Origin of the sequence: Stenotrophomonas sp. G106K1, from assembly GCF_037969685.1 — a bacterium.
Taxonomy (GTDB): Bacteria; Pseudomonadota; Gammaproteobacteria; order Xanthomonadales; family Xanthomonadaceae; genus Stenotrophomonas; species Stenotrophomonas lactitubi.
In genome coordinates this window covers 39,610-58,126 of record NZ_JBBPFR010000013.1, presented here as the reverse complement: position 1 = coordinate 58,126, position 18,517 = coordinate 39,610, and the positions used below count along the sequence as shown (strand labels likewise).

Annotated in this window: 17 protein-coding genes; 6 read left to right on the top strand and 11 right to left on the bottom strand. The window is 67.4% G+C overall.

Features of this window, described 5'->3' with window-relative positions; genetic code table 11:
* The 5 genes from WKB25_RS12860 to dnaQ form a co-directional block, all read right to left on the bottom strand.
* The gene (locus tag WKB25_RS12860; protein WP_340571081.1) at positions 1–1,422 is read right to left on the bottom strand and encodes an FAD/NAD(P)-binding protein; all 1,422 of its coding nucleotides are present in this window, start codon (positions 1,420–1,422) and stop codon (positions 1–3) included.
* A 24-nt stretch (positions 1,423–1,446) separates the two neighbouring features.
* A complete protein-coding gene (cls, locus tag WKB25_RS12855) occupies positions 1,447–2,865 on the bottom strand; it encodes a cardiolipin synthase (protein WP_340571080.1) in 1,419 nt (472 codons plus the stop codon).
* 205 nt (positions 2,866–3,070) lie between these two features.
* Positions 3,071–3,238 (bottom strand): 50S ribosomal protein L33, encoded by a 168-nt coding sequence (gene rpmG, locus WKB25_RS12850; RefSeq protein ID WP_170272460.1) that lies wholly within the window; start codon positions 3,236–3,238, stop codon positions 3,071–3,073.
* 10 nt (positions 3,239–3,248) lie between these two features.
* The gene (gene rpmB, locus WKB25_RS12845; protein ID WP_005411638.1) at positions 3,249–3,485 is read right to left on the bottom strand and encodes a 50S ribosomal protein L28; all 237 of its coding nucleotides are present in this window, start codon (positions 3,483–3,485) and stop codon (positions 3,249–3,251) included.
* A 395-nt stretch (positions 3,486–3,880) separates the two neighbouring features.
* A complete protein-coding gene (gene dnaQ, locus WKB25_RS12840; protein ID WP_340571079.1) occupies positions 3,881–4,390 on the bottom strand; it encodes a DNA polymerase III subunit epsilon in 510 nt (169 codons plus the stop codon).
* Positions 4,391–4,593: 203 nt separating this feature from the next.
* Here dnaQ and WKB25_RS12835 point away from each other — a divergent pair, with 203 nt between their 5' ends.
* Positions 4,594–5,826, top strand: coding sequence for a glycosyltransferase (locus WKB25_RS12835; RefSeq protein WP_340571078.1), 1,233 nt, complete (start codon positions 4,594–4,596; stop codon positions 5,824–5,826).
* Here the strand turns inward: WKB25_RS12835 and WKB25_RS12830 are convergent.
* On the bottom strand, positions 5,795–6,688 hold the full coding sequence (locus WKB25_RS12830) for a LysR family transcriptional regulator (RefSeq protein WP_340571077.1): 894 nt from the start codon (positions 6,686–6,688) through the stop codon (positions 5,795–5,797). The genes WKB25_RS12835 and WKB25_RS12830 overlap by 32 nt on opposite strands.
* Positions 6,689–6,798: 110 nt before the next feature.
* Between WKB25_RS12830 and WKB25_RS12825 the strand changes: the two genes are divergently transcribed.
* The 5 genes from WKB25_RS12825 (at position 6,799) to WKB25_RS12805 (ending at position 13,500) form a co-directional block, all read left to right on the top strand.
* The gene (locus WKB25_RS12825; RefSeq protein ID WP_340571076.1) at positions 6,799–7,188 is read left to right on the top strand and encodes a RidA family protein; all 390 of its coding nucleotides are present in this window, start codon (positions 6,799–6,801) and stop codon (positions 7,186–7,188) included.
* Positions 7,189–7,430: 242 nt separating this feature from the next.
* Positions 7,431–7,775: a hypothetical protein gene (locus tag WKB25_RS12820; RefSeq protein WP_265951007.1), complete on the top strand. Its 345-nt coding sequence runs from the start codon at positions 7,431–7,433 to the stop codon at positions 7,773–7,775.
* 56 nt (positions 7,776–7,831) lie between these two features.
* Positions 7,832–9,085 (top strand): TolC family protein, encoded by a 1,254-nt coding sequence (locus tag WKB25_RS12815; protein WP_340571074.1) that lies wholly within the window; start codon positions 7,832–7,834, stop codon positions 9,083–9,085.
* Positions 9,082–10,281: an efflux RND transporter periplasmic adaptor subunit gene (locus WKB25_RS12810; protein ID WP_340571073.1), complete on the top strand. Its 1,200-nt coding sequence runs from the start codon at positions 9,082–9,084 to the stop codon at positions 10,279–10,281. Before WKB25_RS12815 ends, WKB25_RS12810 begins: the two co-directional genes overlap by 4 nt.
* A gap of 9 nt (positions 10,282–10,290) precedes the next feature.
* On the top strand, positions 10,291–13,500 hold the full coding sequence (locus WKB25_RS12805; protein WP_340571072.1) for a CusA/CzcA family heavy metal efflux RND transporter: 3,210 nt from the start codon (positions 10,291–10,293) through the stop codon (positions 13,498–13,500).
* A 56-nt stretch (positions 13,501–13,556) separates the two neighbouring features.
* Here the strand turns inward: WKB25_RS12805 and WKB25_RS12800 are convergent, their stop codons facing one another.
* From WKB25_RS12800 to WKB25_RS12780, 5 genes are all read right to left on the bottom strand, one after another.
* Positions 13,557–15,329 (bottom strand): DUF885 family protein, encoded by a 1,773-nt coding sequence (locus tag WKB25_RS12800; RefSeq protein ID WP_340571070.1) that lies wholly within the window; start codon positions 15,327–15,329, stop codon positions 13,557–13,559.
* A 269-nt stretch (positions 15,330–15,598) separates the two neighbouring features.
* On the bottom strand, positions 15,599–15,946 hold the full coding sequence (locus tag WKB25_RS12795; RefSeq protein WP_025878793.1) for a lipid-A-disaccharide synthase N-terminal domain-containing protein: 348 nt from the start codon (positions 15,944–15,946) through the stop codon (positions 15,599–15,601).
* Entirely contained in the window at positions 15,946–16,668 is a 723-nt protein-coding gene (locus tag WKB25_RS12790; RefSeq protein WP_340571068.1) for a glycosyltransferase family 2 protein, read from the bottom strand. The genes WKB25_RS12795 and WKB25_RS12790 overlap by 1 nt, the downstream gene beginning before the upstream one ends.
* Before the next feature lie 90 nt (positions 16,669–16,758).
* A complete protein-coding gene (locus WKB25_RS12785) occupies positions 16,759–17,724 on the bottom strand; it encodes an NAD-dependent epimerase/dehydratase family protein (RefSeq protein WP_340571067.1) in 966 nt (321 codons plus the stop codon).
* Between the two features lie 64 nt (positions 17,725–17,788).
* On the bottom strand, positions 17,789–18,514 hold the full coding sequence (locus tag WKB25_RS12780) for a suppressor of fused domain protein (protein WP_340571066.1): 726 nt from the start codon (positions 18,512–18,514) through the stop codon (positions 17,789–17,791).
* Between the last annotated feature and the right edge of the window lie 3 nt (positions 18,515–18,517).

Genomic DNA, 18,517 nt, shown 5'->3' with positions numbered 1-18,517 from the left:
TTACGGCATCGACGTCGCAGCTCCTGCGACCACGTGCGCGGCCAGTGCCTGCGCCTGCTGACGCAGTTCAGGCACCGCCAGGCTCTCCCACAGGCTGCCGATGCGCAGGCTGCCGAGTACGCCCAGGCGCGCCTGCGAGTGGCCGCCCGCTGCGCACAGCCGGTCGCCCGGCACACTGCTGTCCAGGCCCAGCCCATGCGGGCCGGGGCGGGCCAGGCCATCCGCCTGCAGCTGCTGCAGCAAGGGGTTACGCAGCGCTGCGGCGCGGGTTTCCACGCCCGTGGCATTGACCACCGCACCGATCGTCCACTGCACGTTGCCGCCACCCGCCTCGCGACCCGACAGCTGCAGGGCATCCCCGTCGCGCCACACGCGTTGCAGGCGGGCGCGGTGGACGCGCAACTGGCCGCTGGCCTGCAACGCCTGCAACTGCTCGGCCACCGGTTCAGCGATGCGGTGGCGGTGTACGTCCCAGTAGCGCACCACGTGGCGCAGGAAGCGACGCTGGTCAGCCTCGTCCATGCTCTGCCACAGCGCCTGGCCGTGCGGGCGGATGCGGTCCATCACGCCCTGCCAGGGGATGCCGTCGGCCTGTGCCTGCCGTGCGTGCTGGCGCAGTGCGCGCAGACGCTGGCGAAGGGTCATCGGCAGCAGCGCCTGCGGGTCGAACGTCGGAAGGCCACCGTGTGCGTGAGGCAACGGCAGCAGGCCATGGCGCGAGATCACGTGCAGCGGCCCGCGGTGACCGGCGGCCACGAGCACCAACACGGTGTCCGCCATGCTCAGCCCGGAGCCGACGATGGCCAGTGCACGACCACCAGCCAGCGTGCGCACGCCGTCGTAATCCCAGGCTTCGACCACGTCATCGGCGGGCAGCGCATCGGCGCCGTCCACCGGCAGCGGTCGCATGCTGTTGCCGGTAGCGATCACCGCCTGCGCTGCATGCAGCGTTGGGCCATCGCCCAGCTGCAGCTGGTAACCGTGGTCATCGGCATGCAGCGCCAGCACCGGTTGGGCGATGAACTGCAATCGGGCTGCGCTGGTCGCTTCGGCCTCGCGCAGACGCTGCTGCAGGTAAGCGGCGAAGTAATGGCGACACACGTAACGTTCGCCCAGCACCTCGCGCGCCTCACCCGGGTAGGCGTTGGCCGTCTGCAGGTAATCGAGGAAGTCGCCGGGCTGGTCGGGGAAGGCGCTCATCTTCGCCGCCGGCACGTTCAGCAGGTGCTCCGGCCACGGCGTGGCATAGGCAATGCCCTGTGCCAGCTGCGAGGCAGGTTCGAAGATGGCCAGCGCCAGCGGCGCCCGGGCCTGGCGCAACACCTGGATCGCCACCAGCACCCCGGCCGCACCACCGCCGATGATCGCCAGGTCCAGTTCGCCATTACGCGGTGAATCAGTCATGCGCCGATTGTAGGCCATCGACCCTGCGCGGCTGGCGCCGGCTTACATCAGCGCATCGGCCAGGCGCGCGATGCCTTCGCGGCTGCGCAGCCACGCGGGGCGCTTGCGCCACTGTTCCAGGTCCAGCAGGCGCGACTGGCGCAGGTAGTCGTCCTCGATGGCGCACAACTGCGTGACCAGCTGACGGTCGTAGCAGATCAGGCCGATTTCGGCATTCAGCGCGAACGAGCGGATATCCATGTTGATCGACCCGAGCACGGCGATGTCCTCGTCCACGCTCATGTGCTTGGCATGCAGGAACTGCGGCTCGTACAGCGCGATCTGCACCCCGCAGCGCAGCAGCTCGTCGTAGTAGGCCTCCTGCGCCCACGAGGTCAGCCGCTGGTTGTTGCTGGCCGACAGGATCAGCTGCACCTGCACGCCGGACAGTGCGGCGATGCGCAGTGCACTCAGCGTTGCTTCGTCGGGCACGAAGTACGGCGTCACCATCACCAGCCGCCGTCGGGCAAGATGGATCAGCGCGGCCACCGCATCGCGCGCGTTGCTGTAGGGGTACGCCGGGCCGCTGGGCAGCAGCTGGGTGGCGATGTCTTCGCTGCACACCGGCACGTCGGCGATGACGTCCAGGCGCTGTCCGGTTTCGATGTACCAGTCGCTGGCGAACACCGCTTCAAGGTGCGCCACCGCCGGCCCGCGCACGCGCGCCACCAGCTCGCGGTTGGGGTGGCCGGCAACGAATTCAGGCCGAGCCAGGTTCTGCGAACCGACATAGCCCACTTCGTTGTCGATCACCGCGATCTTGCGGTGATTGCGCAGGTCCATGCGTCCGCTGCGGCGCCAGCGCAGGCCACCGGGCAGCATCGCGCGCACTTCAACATCACGTGACCGCAGCCGCTTGCTGTACGCACGCAGGCCGCGCTTGGCGCCCACCGCATCCAGCAGCACGCGGCACTGCACGCCACGCGCTGCGGCACGCTGCAGGGCTTCGACGATGGCCTCGCCCACCGTGTCATCGAACATCAGGTAATACAGCAGGTGCACCCGGTCCTGGGCCTGGTCGATGTCGGCGATCAGGTTGTGCAGCGATTCGTCGTAGTCGGTCAGCAGGTCGATCGCGTTGCCGTGCACCGGCATGAAATCGCCCTGGCGCTGCACCAGCGGCACCACTTCGGCGCTGGCCGAATCGGGCTGCGGCGTCCAGCGCAGGCGGCGCTGCAGCGCCTGCTCCTCGCGGATCACCTGCGAGGCCTCGGCCTGCCGACGGATACGCTCGCGCGACAGCCACGGGTGGCCAAACAGCAGGTAGAGCGGAAGGCCCAGCAGCGGCACGAAGCCAACCAGCAGCAGCCAGCTGCGCGCCGCGCCCGGCGTGGTGCGGGTGGGGATCCAGCACAGCGCCACCAGCCGGATCAGCCAGTCGATCAGCAGCAGATACGAACCCAGCAACCACTCGAACAGCATCAGGCGCGCCCGTCGGGAGGGTGATGGGCCATTCTGCCCAGCGGGTTGGGTAGAGTCGAGCCGCGCCAAGCGTGCCAACCAACGGTCGGCACCCACCGGGGTCGGAACGTGCCGACCAAGGTCGACACCTACCGGGGGCGTGGGGCCACAAAAAAACCCGCCACGAGGGCGGGTTTCTTCGGAGGCAATCAGCAATCCTTGCGGATTACTTGATCTTGCCTTCCTTGTACGGGACGTGCTTGCGCACGACCGGATCGTACTTGGAGAATTCCATCTTCCCCGGGGTGTTCTTCTTGTTCTTGTCGGTCGTGTAGAAGTGACCGGTACCAGCGGTCGAAATCATACGGACCTTATCGCGCTTGCCTGCCATGATCGTCTACTCCTCAGACCTTTTCGCCGCGCGCACGCAGCTCAGCCAGAACGGAATCGATACCGTTCTTGTCGATGGTGCGCAGTGCATGCGCGGAAACACGAAGCTTCACCCAGCGGTTCTCGCTGGCAACCCAGAAGCGGCGCTCGTGCAGATTCGGCAGGAAACGACGACGGGTCTTGTTGTTGGCGTGCGAGACGTTGTTACCCGTCTGCACTCGCTTGCCGGAAACCTGGCATACGCGGGACATGGCGCACCTCGATAGTAAGTTGTGTCAGCCCGTAGCCCGGGAGACGGCGGCCTCGATGGTTGCCCACCACACGTCAAGAGAATCAAAGGGTTACGCTGGCGTTGGGCGGCCGGGGACGTGCTCCCGGGGGCGCCGCCCGGCACGAAACCGGACACAGCGAGCCGCGCATTATGCACGCAATCAAGGCCTTGCGCAACTTACCCACAGGCCATGCCTGAACACGGCGACGGGGGCCCTTGTAGAGCCGAAGGTAGCGGCAGGAGCCGCTGCCAACGTCGCTTGCGACGGCCCGTAGGGTGACGGTCAGGACGACCGGCATAGCCCACGCTCGGCTGGATCATACGGGGAGAAGCAGCCGAGCGTCGGCTCGGCTCTACAACAGCGACAGGGCCAGCTCAACGCAGGTGTGGCACCACCTGGGCCAGCAGGTGCGCATCCTTCAGTGCGCCATGCAGGCCGCGGGTGCCGGGAATACGCAGGCGCTGCAGCACATCGTCGAGCTTGTTGGGCATGCCCGGCCAACGGTTACGGGCCAGCTTCAGGCTGCAGGTCACGCGGCAGTGCTGGGCCAGCCCATCGGCGATGCCAGCCAGGCGCAGCTCGTTGTCGAGGAAACCAACGTCGAAAGTGGCGTTGTGCGCGACCATCTCGCTGCCACCCAGGAACTCCAGCAGCTCGGCGGCCTTGCTCGCAAACAGCGGCTTGCCCACCAGCATCGCATCGCTGATGCCGTGCACGCGCTGCGCGCCCCAGTCCACTTTGCGCTGCGGCTGCAGATACGTGTGAAACTGGCGGCCGCTGAGCTGCCCATCGATCAGTTCCACCGCTCCGATTTCAATCACCCGGTGGCCAAGACGATGCGAAATGCCGGTGGTTTCGGTATCCAGCGCAACGACGCGGCTCATGCCGCACACCTGTGGGCAGCAACGAGCAGGCAGGCGACAAGGGACGGTGGTGAAGGTAGTGCGGTCATGCGGTGCTGGATCCTGATGCGCGCGCCCGTGCAGCGTGGGCAGGTGATGCGGGATTGTCCCATGCGGCGCGCCAGCGTGTAGGCGGGACGAACACTGCGATACCGGCATGCTGCCGTTTCACTGCGGAGGCTCCAATGCGATTGCTGGCCCTCACCTACGGCACCGAAGGCGATACGCGCCCGCTGGTCATGCTCTGCCACGGGCTGATGGCGGCGGGCCACGAGGTCATGCTGCTTGCCGACGGCGGCACCCTGGGCAGCGCGAAAACACAGGGCGTCCCGCACGCCGCGCTGGAAGGCGACATCCATGATGAAGTGGTGGCGCTGGTCTCACGCGGCAACGGCGTGGCCGCCGCCAGCACCGGGCTGGCACGGATGGCGCGGCAGCACGTCGCCGGCTGGATGCGCCAGGCCGATGCTGCAGCCGACGGCTGCGATGCGATCCTGACCGGCGGCCTGGCGGCGTTCGTCGGCATGAGCGTCGGTGAACGTCGTGGTCTTCCGGTAATCGGCGCCGGCATGATTCCGCTGACGCCGACGCGCGCATTCCGTTCGCCCTTCCTGCCACCCGGGCGCTCACCGGGATGGTTCAACCGTGCCAGTTACGGACTGGTCAACAGCCTGATCTGGCGGCAGTTCCGTGGCCCGATCAACGCTGCCCGCCAGCACGCCGGGCAGCGGCCACGACGCTCGCTGTGGACCGGCCTGCCGATGCTGTACGGCATCTCGCCGCAGCTGCTGGCACCGCCTTCGGACTGGCCGACCGACCACCTCGTGTGTGGCCAATGGTCGGCACCGGCTGCGCGGTGGCAACCGTCGGCGGAACTGCAGACCTTCCTCGATGCCGGGCCACCGCCGGTCTACCTGGGCTTTGGCAGCATGACCGGCTTCGACCGCGAACGCGTGCTGCCGGCACTGTTGTCGGCGCTGGCACCGCGCCGCGTGCTGCTGTTCCCCGGTTGGGTCGGCGTGCCCGACATGGCGTTGCCCGACACGGTATTTGTGATCGGACCCACCCCGCATGAAGCCTTGCTGCCGCGCTGCGCGCTGGCGATCCATCATGGTGGCAGCGGCACCACGCATTCGGCCTGTCGCGCCGGCATACCGTCGATGGTGATGCCGTTCGCCGCCGACCAGTTCTTCTGGGCCGATCGCCTGCAGCGGCTGGGCGTAGCGCCTGCGCCACTGTCACCCAAACGGTTGCAGCCGCAGGCGTTGGCCGATGCACTGGCGTTCGCCGAGCATGCGGATACGCGCGCGCGCGCAGCCACGCTGGGCGCTGCAATGGCGAACGAGGACGGAGTGGCATGCGGCGTGGCGGCGATCGAGCGGTGGCTCAGCCCAACGTCTCCACCACCCAATCAATGAATACCCGCAGCCGCTGGCTCATGTGCCGGTTCGGTGGAAACATCACGTGCATCGGCATCGGCGGCAGCTGCCAGTCGTGCAGCACCGGCAGCAGTTCGCCGCGCGCCACGTGCGGTTCGGCCATGTAGCTGGGCAGCGCGACCACGCCGAGGCCGGCCAGACCCGCCGCCAGATAGGCATTGCCATCATCGAAGCCGATGGAATAGCGCCCCTGCACCTCGATGCGCTCGGCGCCGCGCTGCGTGGTGAACACGCGGGCGCGGCCACTGCGCGGACTAAGGAAGCCGACCGTGTGGTGGTCCGCCCCTTCCAGCGCGCGCGGGTGTTCCGGCATACCGAACTGCTGCACATAGCCTGGGCTGGCATGGAAACCGATCGGCAGCGCACCCAGCGGCCGCGCCACCAACGCCGGGTCGACCGGGATGCCGCCACGGATCACGCAGTCGACGTTGTCGGCGATGACATCGACCTCGCGGTCGCTGACGCCGACGTCCAGCTGAACCTCCGGATAGCGCGCCTGGAAACCGGGCAGCGCCGGCACCAGCAGCAGCCGCGCGTACGGTCCGGGCACATCGATGCGCAGGCGCCCACGCGGTTGTGCGGCGGCATCGCCCAGCCCACCCTCGACCTCCTCCAGTTCGGCCAGCAACCGCACGATGCGCGGGTAATACGCCGCGCCATCGGCGGTGACGCTGACCCGCCGGGTGGTGCGATTGAGCAGCCGCAGGCGCAGATGTGCCTCCAGCTGCTGCACCAACTGGGTGACCGTGGTGCGGCTGAGCTGCAGGGTGTACGCGGCGCGGGTGAAGCTGCCGGTCTCCACCACCCGGGCGAACGCCCGCATCGCCTCGAAGCGGTCCATGTCAGCGGCCCTGATTGTTTGAGATTACCAATCAATCTAGGCGCATCATCGCGGTTTATCCAGACAGCGGCTGCGGGGAGGATGGTGCCCTCTCCTCTGGAATCCGTCTTATGTCCCACCGTGATGTCGTCTTTCCCGCCGGCCGGCAGGCGCTGTACGAGCGCAATCGTTACTCGCCGGCGATCCGGTCCAATGGCTTCCTGTTCGTCTCCGGCCAGGTCGGCAGCCGCGAGGACGGCTCGCCCGAGCCGGACTTCGAGACCCAGGTGCGTCGCGCCTTCGACAATCTCAACGCGGTGCTGGCCGCGGCCGGCTGCACGTTCGACGACGTGATCGACGTGACCGTGTTCCTGGTCGACCCGCAAACCAACTTCGAGAAGGCCTGGGCGATCGTGCCGGAATACTGGGGCGAAGCGCCGCACCCGACCCTGACCGGTATCGGCGTGACCTGGCTGTATGGCTTCCAGTTCGAGATCAAGGTGATCGCGAAGCTGCCGTGACCGTCACTGTAGAGCCGAGCCCATGCTCGACTGACCACGCGAAAGCAGCCGAGCATGGGCTCGGCTCTACAGAAGCGCATCCCGGTGTCCCACCCCTCGGACCGAAAGGCCTGCCGACCAAGGTCGGCACCTACCAGAGCAGCAGTCCCGTGCGCGGCGCACCTGAACGGCAGGTTCCGACGAATTCCCGAGGTGGCCATTGATATTGTATCCACCGAAAACCGCTTGCTAGCCTCCCCTCCATGCGCCGGATCGCCCGCCACCTTCGTTCGACCCTGCTGATGCTGCTGATGGCGGCGTTCGTGGTCGTGCCGGTGGCCGATGTTCTGGCGTGTGCGGTGGAACCGCACGACAGCACCGTGGTGCATGTGGAGTCGGCGGCCGAAGAGCCCGACGGTGACAGTGACAACGACGGCAAGCACACCGGTGCCTGCAGTCATAACCACTGCCACCACTCCAACCTGAGCCTGCCGGCGAGCACCTTCGCCGCCTTTGGCACGCCGCAACCGGCGCGCTGGATGAATGCAGGCGACGCGGCGACCTATGCGGTCGCCCAGGACGAACTGGCACGTCCCCCCCGGGCGTGAGTTGAGCGCGTCCCGCAATCGCGGGCTCCCGTTTCACTCACAACCGGAATCCCCCTATGTCGATCCTGACACGTCGGTCGCCGCGCGCGGCCGGGCTGGTCGTCGCCGTGCTGCTGGGCCTGATCCCCGCCGCACAGGTCGCCGCACAAGCCGCACCTTCGTACGACACCCTGCTTGAACGTCTCGACCAGCTGCCCGGCGCCCGCGTCGGCGCGGCATTGGCCGAGGCGGCCGACGCCCGCGCCGAGCAGGCCCGGGCGCTGCCCAATCCCTCCCTGTCCTGGTCCGCCGAAAACGCCTGGGGCACGGGCTCCTACGGCGGCATGGGCAGGGCCGACACCGTGCTTACCCTGTCCCAGCCCTTGGAGGTCTGGGGCCAGCGTGGCGCGCGCGTCCGCGCCGCCCGCGCCGAGGCACAGGCCGCTGCCCTGCGTGGTTCGCAGAGCCGCAGTGATGTCGCCAGCCAGCTGGCGGCGATCTACGCACAGGCGGAAAGTGCCCTGCGTCGTTACACCCTGGCCGACGAAGCGCTGACCCTCACCCGCGACGATGCGGCGGCGGTCACCGCCATGGTCAAGCATGGCCGCGAGCCGCAGTTGCGCGCGGTGCAGGCACAAAGCGAAGTGGCCAATGCCAGCGCCGCGCTGGATGAGGCGCAGGCCTTCCGCGATGCTGCACTGGCCCGCCTGGCCGGTGCGGCCCTGCTGGATGCACCGGTGCAGACCATCGACGACAGCCTGCTCGACCGCGCACCGCCGGCACCGCGTGGCGCCATCGATGTGGCACTGGCCGTGCGTGTCGCCGAAGCCGAAGTTGATGCGGCCGGTCGCCTGGTCGATGTGGAGCGCAAGCGTGCCCTGCCCGACCTCAGCGTCACGGCCGCGCAGACGCGTTTCCGCGAGGACCGCGAGCAGGCCTACACGCTCGGCGTCAGCCTCTCGATCCCGTTGTTCGACCGCAACCGTGGTGGCATCCGCGCCGCCAGTGCCGAACAGCGCGCGGCCGAGGCGCGGCTGGACCAGCAGCGCCGTGACAGCGAAGCGGAACGGTTGTCGGCGGTGGCGGGCCTGAAGGCGGCCGGCAGCCGTACCCGCGCGGCCGACGAAAGTGTGGTCGCCGCCGAGGAAGCGTATCGGCTGGCCCGCATCGGCTTCGACGCCGGACGCATCTCGCAGCTGGAACTGCGCAGTACCCGCAGTGCCCTCATCGCCGCCCGCGGCACCGCTGTGGACGCGCGTCTGTCGCGCGTCGGCGCGGAAATCGATCTCGCCCGCCTCGAAGGGCGCGCACCTTTTGTGGAGGCCCGATGAACCTGTCCCGCTCTTTCCCCCTGGTGGGTGGCCTGCTGCTGACCGTAGTGCTGGCCGGCTGCTCCGGCAACGCACAGACCCCGGACGCATCGGATATCGCCAGCAAGGCAGCTGCCGACGACGGCCATGGTCATGCCGCTGACAGCACCGACGCCAAGGCCGAAACAAGCAAGGTGCCCGACGCCGATGAAGGCGTGGTGCAACTGACGCCCGAGCAGATCAAGGCCTCCGGCATCGACGTGGTTGCCGTCGGCCGCGGCGGCGGCGGTTCGACGCGGCTGTCCGGCCGGGTGGAGCCATCGATCGGTGCGCGTGCATCGGTCGCCTCCACCGTGACCGGGCGCGTGGAGCGCGTGCTGGTCGCACCGGGCACGGCGGTGAAGCAGAACCAGGCGCTGGCGATCGTGGTCAGCGGCGAGGCGGCGGTGTTCCGCGCCAATGCGGTTGCCGCCGCAGCGGAAGCCGAGGCGGCGCGCCTGGCCCATGGCCGCGACAAGGCGCTGGTCGAGCAGGGCGTGGTCGCCCGCCAGGAACTGGAAACCTCACGCGCGCGCTCACTCGCGGCACAGGCGCAGGCCGCCGCCGCACAGGCACAGGCGGCCGCCAACGGTTCACCCGACAGCAGCGGCCGCGTGCGCATCACCAGCCCGGTGGCCGGCATCGTCGGCAACGTGCAGGTCACGCCCGGTGGCGTGGTGGCGGCCGGCAGCCCGGTGGCCGACGTCGCCGATCCGTCGATGAACGAGCTGGTATTCACCGCACCGCCAGCGCTGGCCGCACAGGTCAGCCCGGGCATGACGCTGGAAGTGACCGTGCCGGGCGGCAGCTTCAGTGCCACCGTCACCGGTTCTGCCGCCGATGTGCGCCAGCAGGGTGGCGTGGCGGTGATACGTGCCACGCCGGTCAATGCCGCATTGCCGCCAGCCGGTTCGCCGGTGTCCGCGGTGGTGGTCACCGACGGCAAGGATGGCGCGCTGAGCGTACCGGCCGATGCCGTGCAGAACGTGGATGGCAGCAGCGCGGTATTCGTCGCGGTCGAGGGCGGCTTCAAGGTGCAACCGGTGCTGGCCGGCCGACGCGCCGGCGACCGCATCGAGATCCTCGATGGCCTGAGCGGCAGCGAACGCATCGTCGGCGCCAACGCGTTCCTGCTCAAGGCCGAACTGGCCAAGGGCGAAGCCGAGCACGGGCACTGAGGACCTTCCATGTTCAAGCTCATCATTGAAACCGCGGTACGCCACCGCTGGCTGGTCGTGGCCCTGGCTGCACTCGTTGCTGCCGTGGGCCTGTTCCAGCTCGGCAAGCTGCCGATCGATGCGGTACCGGACATCACCAACCGCCAGGTGCAGATCAACACCGTGGCACCGGCACTGACGCCCGAGCAGATCGAGCGGCAGGTGACCTATCCGCTGGAAACCGCGCTGGCCGGCATCCCCGGCCTGACCACTACCCGTTCGCTGTCGCGCAATGGCTTCTCGCAGGTCACCGCGATCTTCACCGATGCCACCGACATCTACTTCGCCCGCCAACAGGTGGCCGAACGCATGCGCGAGGCCGCCGAGGCGCTGCCCGAGGGTGCCTCGCCCATGCTGTCGCCGGTCACCACCGGCCTCGGCGAGGTGTTGATGTGGACGGTGGATTTCACCGCGTTCGACCCTGCGAAGCTGGCCAAGCCGGGCGAAGCAGGCTGGCAGGCAGGTGAGGTCTACCGCACGCCGGAAGGCAACCTGCTGCGCACGCCGGAAGAACGTGCCACCTACCTGCGCACCGTGCAGGACTGGATCATCGCGCCGCAGATGCGTTCCAGCCCCGGACTGGCGGGCGTGGACACCGTCGGTGGCTACGTGAAGGAATACGGCGTGCATCCGGACAGCGCACGGTTGGCCGCGCATGGCCTGGGCCTGGCCGATCTGGTGACGGCCCTGCAGCGCTCCAACGTGCAGGCCGGTGCCGGCTTCGTGCAGCGCGCCGGCGAAGGCCTGGTGGTGCGTGCCGATGGCCTGGCGCTGACCACCGACGATCTGGCACAGGCGCCGGTGGCCACCCGCAACGGCGTGGTGGTAAGTGTGTCCGATGTGGCCGAGGTCGAACTGAGCCGCGCACCGCGCCTGGGTGCGGCCAGCCGCAACGGCCATGAAGCCGTGCTCGGTACCGCGCTGATGATCGCCGGCGGCAACAGCCGCACCGTGGCCCAGGCCGCCGCCGCACGCCTGGAACAAGTGAACACGTCGCTGCCGGCCGACATCGTGGCAGCACCGGTGCTGGACCGCAGCGTGCTGGTCAATTCCACCATCAAGACCGTGGCCAGGAACCTCACCGAGGGCGCGCTGCTGGTGGTGGTAGTGCTGTTCCTGCTGCTGGGCAACCTGCGCGCGGCGACGATCACCGCACTGGTGATTCCGCTGTCGTTCCTGTTCGCAGTGATCGGCATGAACCGCTTCGGCATCAGCGGCAACCTGATGAGCCTGGGTGCACTGGACTTCGGCATCCTGGTGGACGGTGCGGTGATCGTGATCGAGTCGACGCTGCTGATGCTGGGCAAGCGTCGTGCCGAACTGGGCCGTGCATTGACCGCGATGGAACGCCTGCGCGTAGCGGCCGATTCGGCGCGCAGGATGGCGCGGCCGGCAGCGTTCGGCCAGCTGATCATCCTGCTGGTGTTCGCGCCGATCCTCACTCTGGAAGGCGTGGAGGGCAAGACGTTCCACCCGATGGCGGCCACGTTCATGCTGGCCCTGGTGGGTGCCTTCCTCTTCTCCTTCACCTTCGTACCGGCGATGGCCGCGCTGATGGTGCGCGAGCCGAAGCTGAAGGAAGGCGAGGCACACAGCGATGATGGCGAGCACGAAACGAAGCTGATCCGCGTGCTGCGTGGGCGCATCGAGCCGATCATCCGCCAGGCCGTCGCGCGTCCGCGGTCGGTGGTGGCCGGTGCGGGCCTGATGCTGCTGGCGGGTATTGGTTCGTTCGGCCTGCTCGGCCGCGAGTTCATGCCTACCCTGGATGAAGGCAACGTGGCGATGCAGGCACTGCGCGTGCCGTCCACTTCACTGGAGCAATCGCTGGCGATGCAGCTGGCACTGGAGAAGGCCATCGCCCAGCAACCGGAGGTGGAGACGGTGTTCTCGCGTACCGGTACCGCCGAGGCGGCGATCGACCCGATGCCGACCAACATTTCCGACAGCGTTATCGTGCTCAAGCCACGTGCGGACTGGCCCGATCCGAAGCTGGGCAAGGAAGCACTGGTGGCCCGTTTCGAGAAACTGGCCGGGCAGCAGCTGGGCAACAGCTTCGAGTTCAGCCAGCCGATCGAGCTGCGCTTCAACGAGCTGATTTCCGGCGTGCGGACCGATCTGGCGGTGATGATCTTCGGCGATGACTTCAGCCAGCTGCAGAAGGTGGCCGACCAGGTGGCGCTGAAACTGCGTGCGGTGGAAGGCGCGGCCGATGTGCGCGTGGAGCAGATTTCCGGCCTGCCCACGCTCAACGTCAAGATCGACCATGTGGCAGCGGCGCAGTACGGATTGACCGCCGCGGACGTCAGCGATGCGCTGTCCACTGGCATCGGCGGCACGGCAGCCGGCAAGATCTTCGAGGGCGACCGCCGCTTCGATGTGGTGGTGCGGCTGGATGACAGCGCACGCAACGACCCGGATCAGCTGGCCTCGCTGCCGATCGCTACGCCGGCCGGCGTGGTGATCCCGCTGTCCTCGGTCGCGCGCATCAGCGTCAGCGAAGGGCCGAACCAGATCAGCCGCAACAACGGCAGCCGCCGGGTGGTGGTGCAGGCCAACGTGCGCGGCCGCGACCTCGGCGGCTTCGTTGGCGAAGCGCAGACCGCCGTGGCCGAGGTGGCGCTGCCACCCGGTGCGTACCTGACCTGGGGTGGCCAGTTCGAGAACCTGCAGCGTGCGGAGAAGCGCCTGGCCACGGTGGTACCGGTGGTGTTCCTGCTGATCGGCAGCCTGCTGTTCATGGCCCTGCGCAGCGGCAAGGAAGCGATCCTGGTGTTCAGCTGCGTACCGCTGGCGCTGGTCGGCGGCATCCTCGCCCTGCTGCTGCGCGGAATGCCGTTCTCGGTGTCGGCAGCGGTGGGCTTCATCGCGGTATCCGGCGTGGCCACGCTCAATGGCCTGGTTTTGATGCAGGCGATCCGCGAGCGCCTGGACGCCGGTGACGTGCCGATGATGGCCGCGATCAATGGTGCATCCAGCCGTATCCGCGCGGTGCTGACCACCGCACTGGTGGCCATCGTCGGCTTCATTCCGATGGCCATCGCCAGTGGCTCCGGTGCGGAAGTGCAGAAGCCGCTGGCGACGGTGGTGATCGGTGGCCTGATCACCGCCACGGTGCTGACTCTGCTGGTGCTGCCGACCTTCGCTGCGCGCGTGGCGAAGGTGCGGGCGGTGGGGTGAGGTGAGAGGGGGGCGGATCCCCGCCACCGCGGGGCTCTGACCCGACCACACGGCGGTCAGGCCTTCTTGCGCTCGGCGATGTACGCCTGGATCTGCTGCTCCAGCACCGGCAACGGCACCGAGCCCTGCTTCAGCAGCGTATCGTGGAAGCCTTTGATGTTGAACTTGTCGCCCAGTTCCTTCTCCGCCTGCGCGCGCAGGCGCACGATGGCGATCTCGCCGAGCTTGTAGCTCAACGCCTGGCCCGGCCAGGAAATGTAGCGATCCACTTCGGTGGTCACTTCGTGTTCGCTCAGCGCCGTGTGGTCACGCAGGTAGGCCAGCGCCTGCTCGCGGCTCCAGCCCTTGCTGTGCACGCCAGTGTCGATCACCAGGCGCGTGGCGCGCCACATCTCGTAGGTCAGGCGACCGAAATCCTCGTACGGGGTTTCGTAGATGCCCATTTCCACGCCCAGCTTCTCGCAGTACAGCGCCCAACCTTCGCCGTAGGCGGAAATGTAGGCATTGCGGCGGAACTCGGGCAGGTTCTTCTGCTCGGCGGCGATGGCACCCTGCAGTGCATGGCCCGGATCGGATTCGTGCAGGGTCAGCGCCGGCAGGTTGTACAGCGGGCGCGACGGCAGGTTGTAGGTATTGAGCCAATAGGTGCCCATGCCACCACGGCCGGCGGTCCAGAACGGCGCGATGTCCGGCGGCACCGGCACGATGGTGAAGCGCGCGCGCGGCAATGTCATGTACTTGCCGAGCTGGCCATCGGCGCGCTTGGAGATCCATGCGGCACGCGACAGCAGTTCTTCCGGCGTCTTGGCATAGAACTGCGGGTCGGTACGCAGGAAGGTCAAGAACTCGGCAAAGCTGCCCTTGAACTTCACCTGCTTGATGATGTCGTTCATTTCCTTCTGGATGCGTGCCACTTCATCCAGGCCGATGCGGTGGATCTCGTCCGGCGACAGGTCCAGCGTGGTGTATTCGTGGATCTGCTGCTTGTAGTACGCCTTGCCGTCGGGCATCGCTTCGGCGGCCAGGGTGGTACGCGCCTGCGGCACGTATTCGTTGACGAAGAAGGTGCGCAGCTGCTGGAACGCCGGCACCACCTTGCCACTGATCGCCGCGCGGGCCTGTGCCTGCAGCTTGGCCTGCTCGGCAGCCGGGACGGTGCTGGGCAGCTTCTTGAACGGCGCGTACAGCGGCGACTCGGTCGGATCCTTCAGTTCGGCCACGGTGGCGATGGACACCTCGCGGCCATCGAGCACCGCACGCGGCACGCTGAAGCCGCGCTTCAGGCCGGCACGCATGTTTTCAGTCTGCTGGTCGAAGTAGCGCGGCACATCATTCAGGCGCGCGATGTAGTTCTGGTAGTCCTGCACGGTCTTCATCTCGCGCCGGGCCATGAAGGACAGGTTGGACCAGAACGAGGAGTCGGCGTTGAACGGCATCTCGTAGCCGCGCAGGCGCACTTCTTCGGCCAGGTTGAACACCTGGTCGCGGTAGATCGCGTAGTTGACCTGGTTGTCAGGCGACAGGGTCTTCGGGTCGATCCTCTTCAGCGCGGCCAGGGTTTCGTCCCATACCTTCAGGCGTGCCTGCTGCGCGGCCGGGCCGACGTCGGGCATGCGGGTGGCGTTGGCCGGGGCGTCTTCGTCCTCGCTGGCCTCGCCGCCGCCTTCCTGGCGCCACTTCCATTCCTTCTCGTACAGCGCGCGGAAGGTGGCGTCGGCGGGCGATTCGGTGGCCACGCTGGCCGGCGCGGTGGCGGTGGGCGGTGCGGCCAGGGCCACGGCAGGGGCAGACAGGGCGATCAGCAGGGCTACGGCAAGACGGGTTTTCACGAGCACAGGTTCCTGGAAGGCAGACCCGATCATGGCACCCCGCATCGCACATGGCATGGGACGAAGGTCCTGCCTGCAACGCTGGCAGGACCGGGAACCGGCCGCAGGCCGGGACTCCAGCGCCAAAGGCGCGAAGTAGCGCGGCCGACGTTGGCGGCCATCCCACAGCCGCCGGGCATGGCCCGGCGCTACCGATGCACAGCGGTAGTGGCCCACCTTGGTTGGCCCCCAAAACCCAGCGCCGACCAAGGTCGGCATCTACCGGAGACCTAGTGGCTGGCCTTGTCCCGCTTCCACCCGCGATGCTTGATGTCCAGCTGCAGGCTGTACAACGCGGTGAATGCCGGGAACAGGTTCTGCAGCACGCCCACCGAGTCCTGCTTGGCCGAGAACAGGAAGTAGCTCAGCGTCATCAGGCTGCCGACGACGCTCATGTACCAGAACAGGCGCGGGATCACCGGCTTGCCGGCGCGCTTGGAGGCGACGAACTGGACCAGCCAGCGGCCACCGAACATCAACGCACCGGTGTAGCCGATCAGCTTCCAGCCGGTTACATGCAGGCCGGTCCAGTACAACCAGGTCAGCGGCTGGTCCAGCCAGTGAAGCTCCAGATCCATCAACACTCCTCCACCGCGGTGCGCTTGCTGCGGGTGATCAGCCAAGCCACGCCGCGCAGGTCGCGGATGCCAACCAGCGCGCGGCCCAGGTTGTTGTACTTGGACACACCGGCAGTGCGATGGCGGTGGTTGACCGGCACGCTGATGGTTTTCCAGCCGGCACGCTGCATCAGTGCGGGCAGGTAGCGATGCATGTGGTCGAAGTACGGCAGATCGAGGAAGGCGTTGCGCTCGAACAGTTTGATGCCGCAGCCGGTATCGGGGGTGTCATCGCGCAGCATGCGCGCGCGGATGGCGTTGGCCCACTTGCTGGCCCAGCGCTTGCTGCCGCTGTCCTGGCGGTTGACGCGCCAGCCGGCAAACAGCTTCACCTGGGCATCGGCGGTACCGCGGGCCTGCAGCAGCTTGGGGATGTCGGCCGGATCGTTCTGGCCATCACCGTCGAGGGTGGCGATCCACGGTGCGCGCGCGTGCTTGACGCCGGTACGTACCGCGGTGCTCTGCCCGCTCTGCGAAACGTGGTGCAGCACCCGCAGTTCCGGCGTGGTGGCCTTCAGGCCCTGCAGCACGGCCAGAGTGTCATCGCGCGAATGATCGTCGATGTAGACGATCTCGAACGGCAGCCGGCCGCGCAGCGCAGCGGTGATTTCGGCCACCAGGGGCGCGACGTTGTCGCGCTCGTTGAATACTGGGACGACGACGGACAGCTCGGGTTGGCTCATGGGGGGACTCGGCCAAGGAGGGACAAAGACCGCGCATTTTCCGACGCCGAGGTTATCCGAAGATGAATCCGGCAGTGTGAGGATGCGTTCTCACGCGCGATCAGCAAAATACTCGCGGCACCACTCCACCACCGGTGGCAGGCCCTGTTCGATGGGCATGACCGGTTCGTAGCCAAATGCGTCATGTGCGCGCCGGGTATCGGCCATCGTGCGTACCATGTCGCCCGGCTGCATCGGCTTGTAGACCTTCTGCGCGGGGCGACCAGCGGCCTGCTCGATCACGCCGATGAAGCGCTCCAGCTCGACCGGCGTGTGGTTGCCGAGGTTGAACACCCGGTGCGGCACCGGACCATCAGCCGGGTGCGCGAGGGCGCCGAGAATACCGGCAACGATGTCGGAGACATGTGTGAAGTCGCGCTGCATGCGGCCTTCGTTGAACACATCGATCGAGCGACCGGCCAGCACCGCGCGCGAGAACAGCAGCGGCGCCATGTCCGGCCGGCCCCACGGGCCGTACACGGTGAAGAAGCGCAGGCCGGTGGCGTGCAGGCCATACAGCTGCGCGTAGGTGTAGGCCATCAGTTCATTGGCGGCCTTGGTTGCGGCGTACAGCGAGCGCGGCTGGTCCACACGCTGGTCTTCGGAGAACGGCGGCGTGGCCGAATCGCCGTATACCGAACTGCTGGATGCATACACCAGATGCTGCACGCCACGGTGCCGGCACAGCTCGAGCATGTTGACGAAGCCGACCAGATTGCTGTCGACGTAGGCGTGCGGGTTTTCCAGCGAATAGCGCACGCCAGCCTGCGCAGCCAGGTGGATCACCGCCGTCGGCTGTATCTCATCGAACAGTGCGGCAAGGCCATCGCGGTCGGTCAGGTCCAGCGTGCGCAGGTCCAGCGTCGGACACAGTGCGGCCACGCGGTCGCGCTTGATCTGCGGGTCGTAGTAATCGTTGAAGTTGTCCAGGCCGACCACCGACTGGCCCGCATCAAGCAGGGCGCGGGCAGTGTAGGCACCGATGAAGCCGGCTGCGCCGGTAAGCAGGATGGTCATTGCGGTGGGCCTGGAATTCAGCGGTCGATTCAGCGGTTACGGAGTCTGATGGTACGCGCAGGGCCTAGAACAGGCCGAAACGCTTCTTGGCCACATTGGTGCGTCCGGGCTGGATGACATCCTGGATGTTCTTCGCATCGAAGCGATCCAGCAGGGTTTCCGAATCCTTCTTCAGCTTCAGGTCCATCTCTTCCGGGTACAGCGGCACGATCGCCATGAATTCGATGGTGGTGCCGTCTTCCAGCGCCAGCGTGCCGAAGTCGTCCGGAGTGGTGACCGGCGGCAGCACGATGGCGCCATCGAATCCCACGCCCGGCGCATAGGGCTCGGACGGATGGCCGTTGGGGATGGTGTGGCCGAAGCCCAGCCAGGTGTCGTACTCATGCGGCAATCGCGCCAGGGTCTTCAGCAGGCGCACCGGCCAGTAGTTGCGTTCGTCCTCGAAGGCATCCTGGGTGATCGGCCAATCCGCCGGCAGGGTCACCATCAGTTCCATATGCCGGGGGGCGTCCACCTCATCGGGCACGGACATCGGCAGATCGCTCATGCCCGAGGTCACCAGGCGCAGGTACGGACACGCGTCGGTGGCCGGCACCACATGCACGTCGATGTGCACGATATCGGAGATGATTTCGTGGAAGACACCGGAGATCGGGCCCAGATGGCGCTCGATGTGGGTGCTGATCGCCTCGATGTGTTCTTCGCCGTGGGCCGGGGTGAAGTCCTTCTCGCGGCTGTGCACGAGGATCGGGCTGCCGCCCGGGCTGACGTCGTCGATTTCAATGCTCATGTC

Coding starts and splice junctions, on each gene's coding strand:
- WKB25_RS12860 (WP_340571081.1), bottom strand. CDS start 1,422: ATGGCCTACAATCGGCGCATGACTGATTCACCGCGTAATGGCGAACTG.
- cls (WP_340571080.1), bottom strand. CDS start 2,865: ATGCTGTTCGAGTGGTTGCTGGGTTCGTATCTGCTGCTGATCGACTGG.
- rpmB (WP_005411638.1), bottom strand. CDS start 3,485: ATGTCCCGCGTATGCCAGGTTTCCGGCAAGCGAGTGCAGACGGGTAAC.
- dnaQ (WP_340571079.1), bottom strand. CDS start 4,390: ATGAGCCGCGTCGTTGCGCTGGATACCGAAACCACCGGCATTTCGCAT.
- WKB25_RS12835 (WP_340571078.1), top strand. CDS start 4,594: ATGCGATTGCTGGCCCTCACCTACGGCACCGAAGGCGATACGCGCCCG.
- WKB25_RS12830 (WP_340571077.1), bottom strand. CDS start 6,688: ATGGACCGCTTCGAGGCGATGCGGGCGTTCGCCCGGGTGGTGGAGACC.
- WKB25_RS12825 (WP_340571076.1), top strand. CDS start 6,799: ATGTCCCACCGTGATGTCGTCTTTCCCGCCGGCCGGCAGGCGCTGTAC.
- WKB25_RS12820 (WP_265951007.1), top strand. CDS start 7,431: ATGCGCCGGATCGCCCGCCACCTTCGTTCGACCCTGCTGATGCTGCTG.
- WKB25_RS12815 (WP_340571074.1), top strand. CDS start 7,832: ATGTCGATCCTGACACGTCGGTCGCCGCGCGCGGCCGGGCTGGTCGTC.
- WKB25_RS12810 (WP_340571073.1), top strand. CDS start 9,082: ATGAACCTGTCCCGCTCTTTCCCCCTGGTGGGTGGCCTGCTGCTGACC.
- WKB25_RS12805 (WP_340571072.1), top strand. CDS start 10,291: ATGTTCAAGCTCATCATTGAAACCGCGGTACGCCACCGCTGGCTGGTC.
- WKB25_RS12795 (WP_025878793.1), bottom strand. CDS start 15,946: ATGGATCTGGAGCTTCACTGGCTGGACCAGCCGCTGACCTGGTTGTAC.
- WKB25_RS12790 (WP_340571068.1), bottom strand. CDS start 16,668: ATGAGCCAACCCGAGCTGTCCGTCGTCGTCCCAGTATTCAACGAGCGC.
- WKB25_RS12785 (WP_340571067.1), bottom strand. CDS start 17,724: ATGACCATCCTGCTTACCGGCGCAGCCGGCTTCATCGGTGCCTACACT.
- WKB25_RS12780 (WP_340571066.1), bottom strand. CDS start 18,514: ATGAGCATTGAAATCGACGACGTCAGCCCGGGCGGCAGCCCGATCCTC.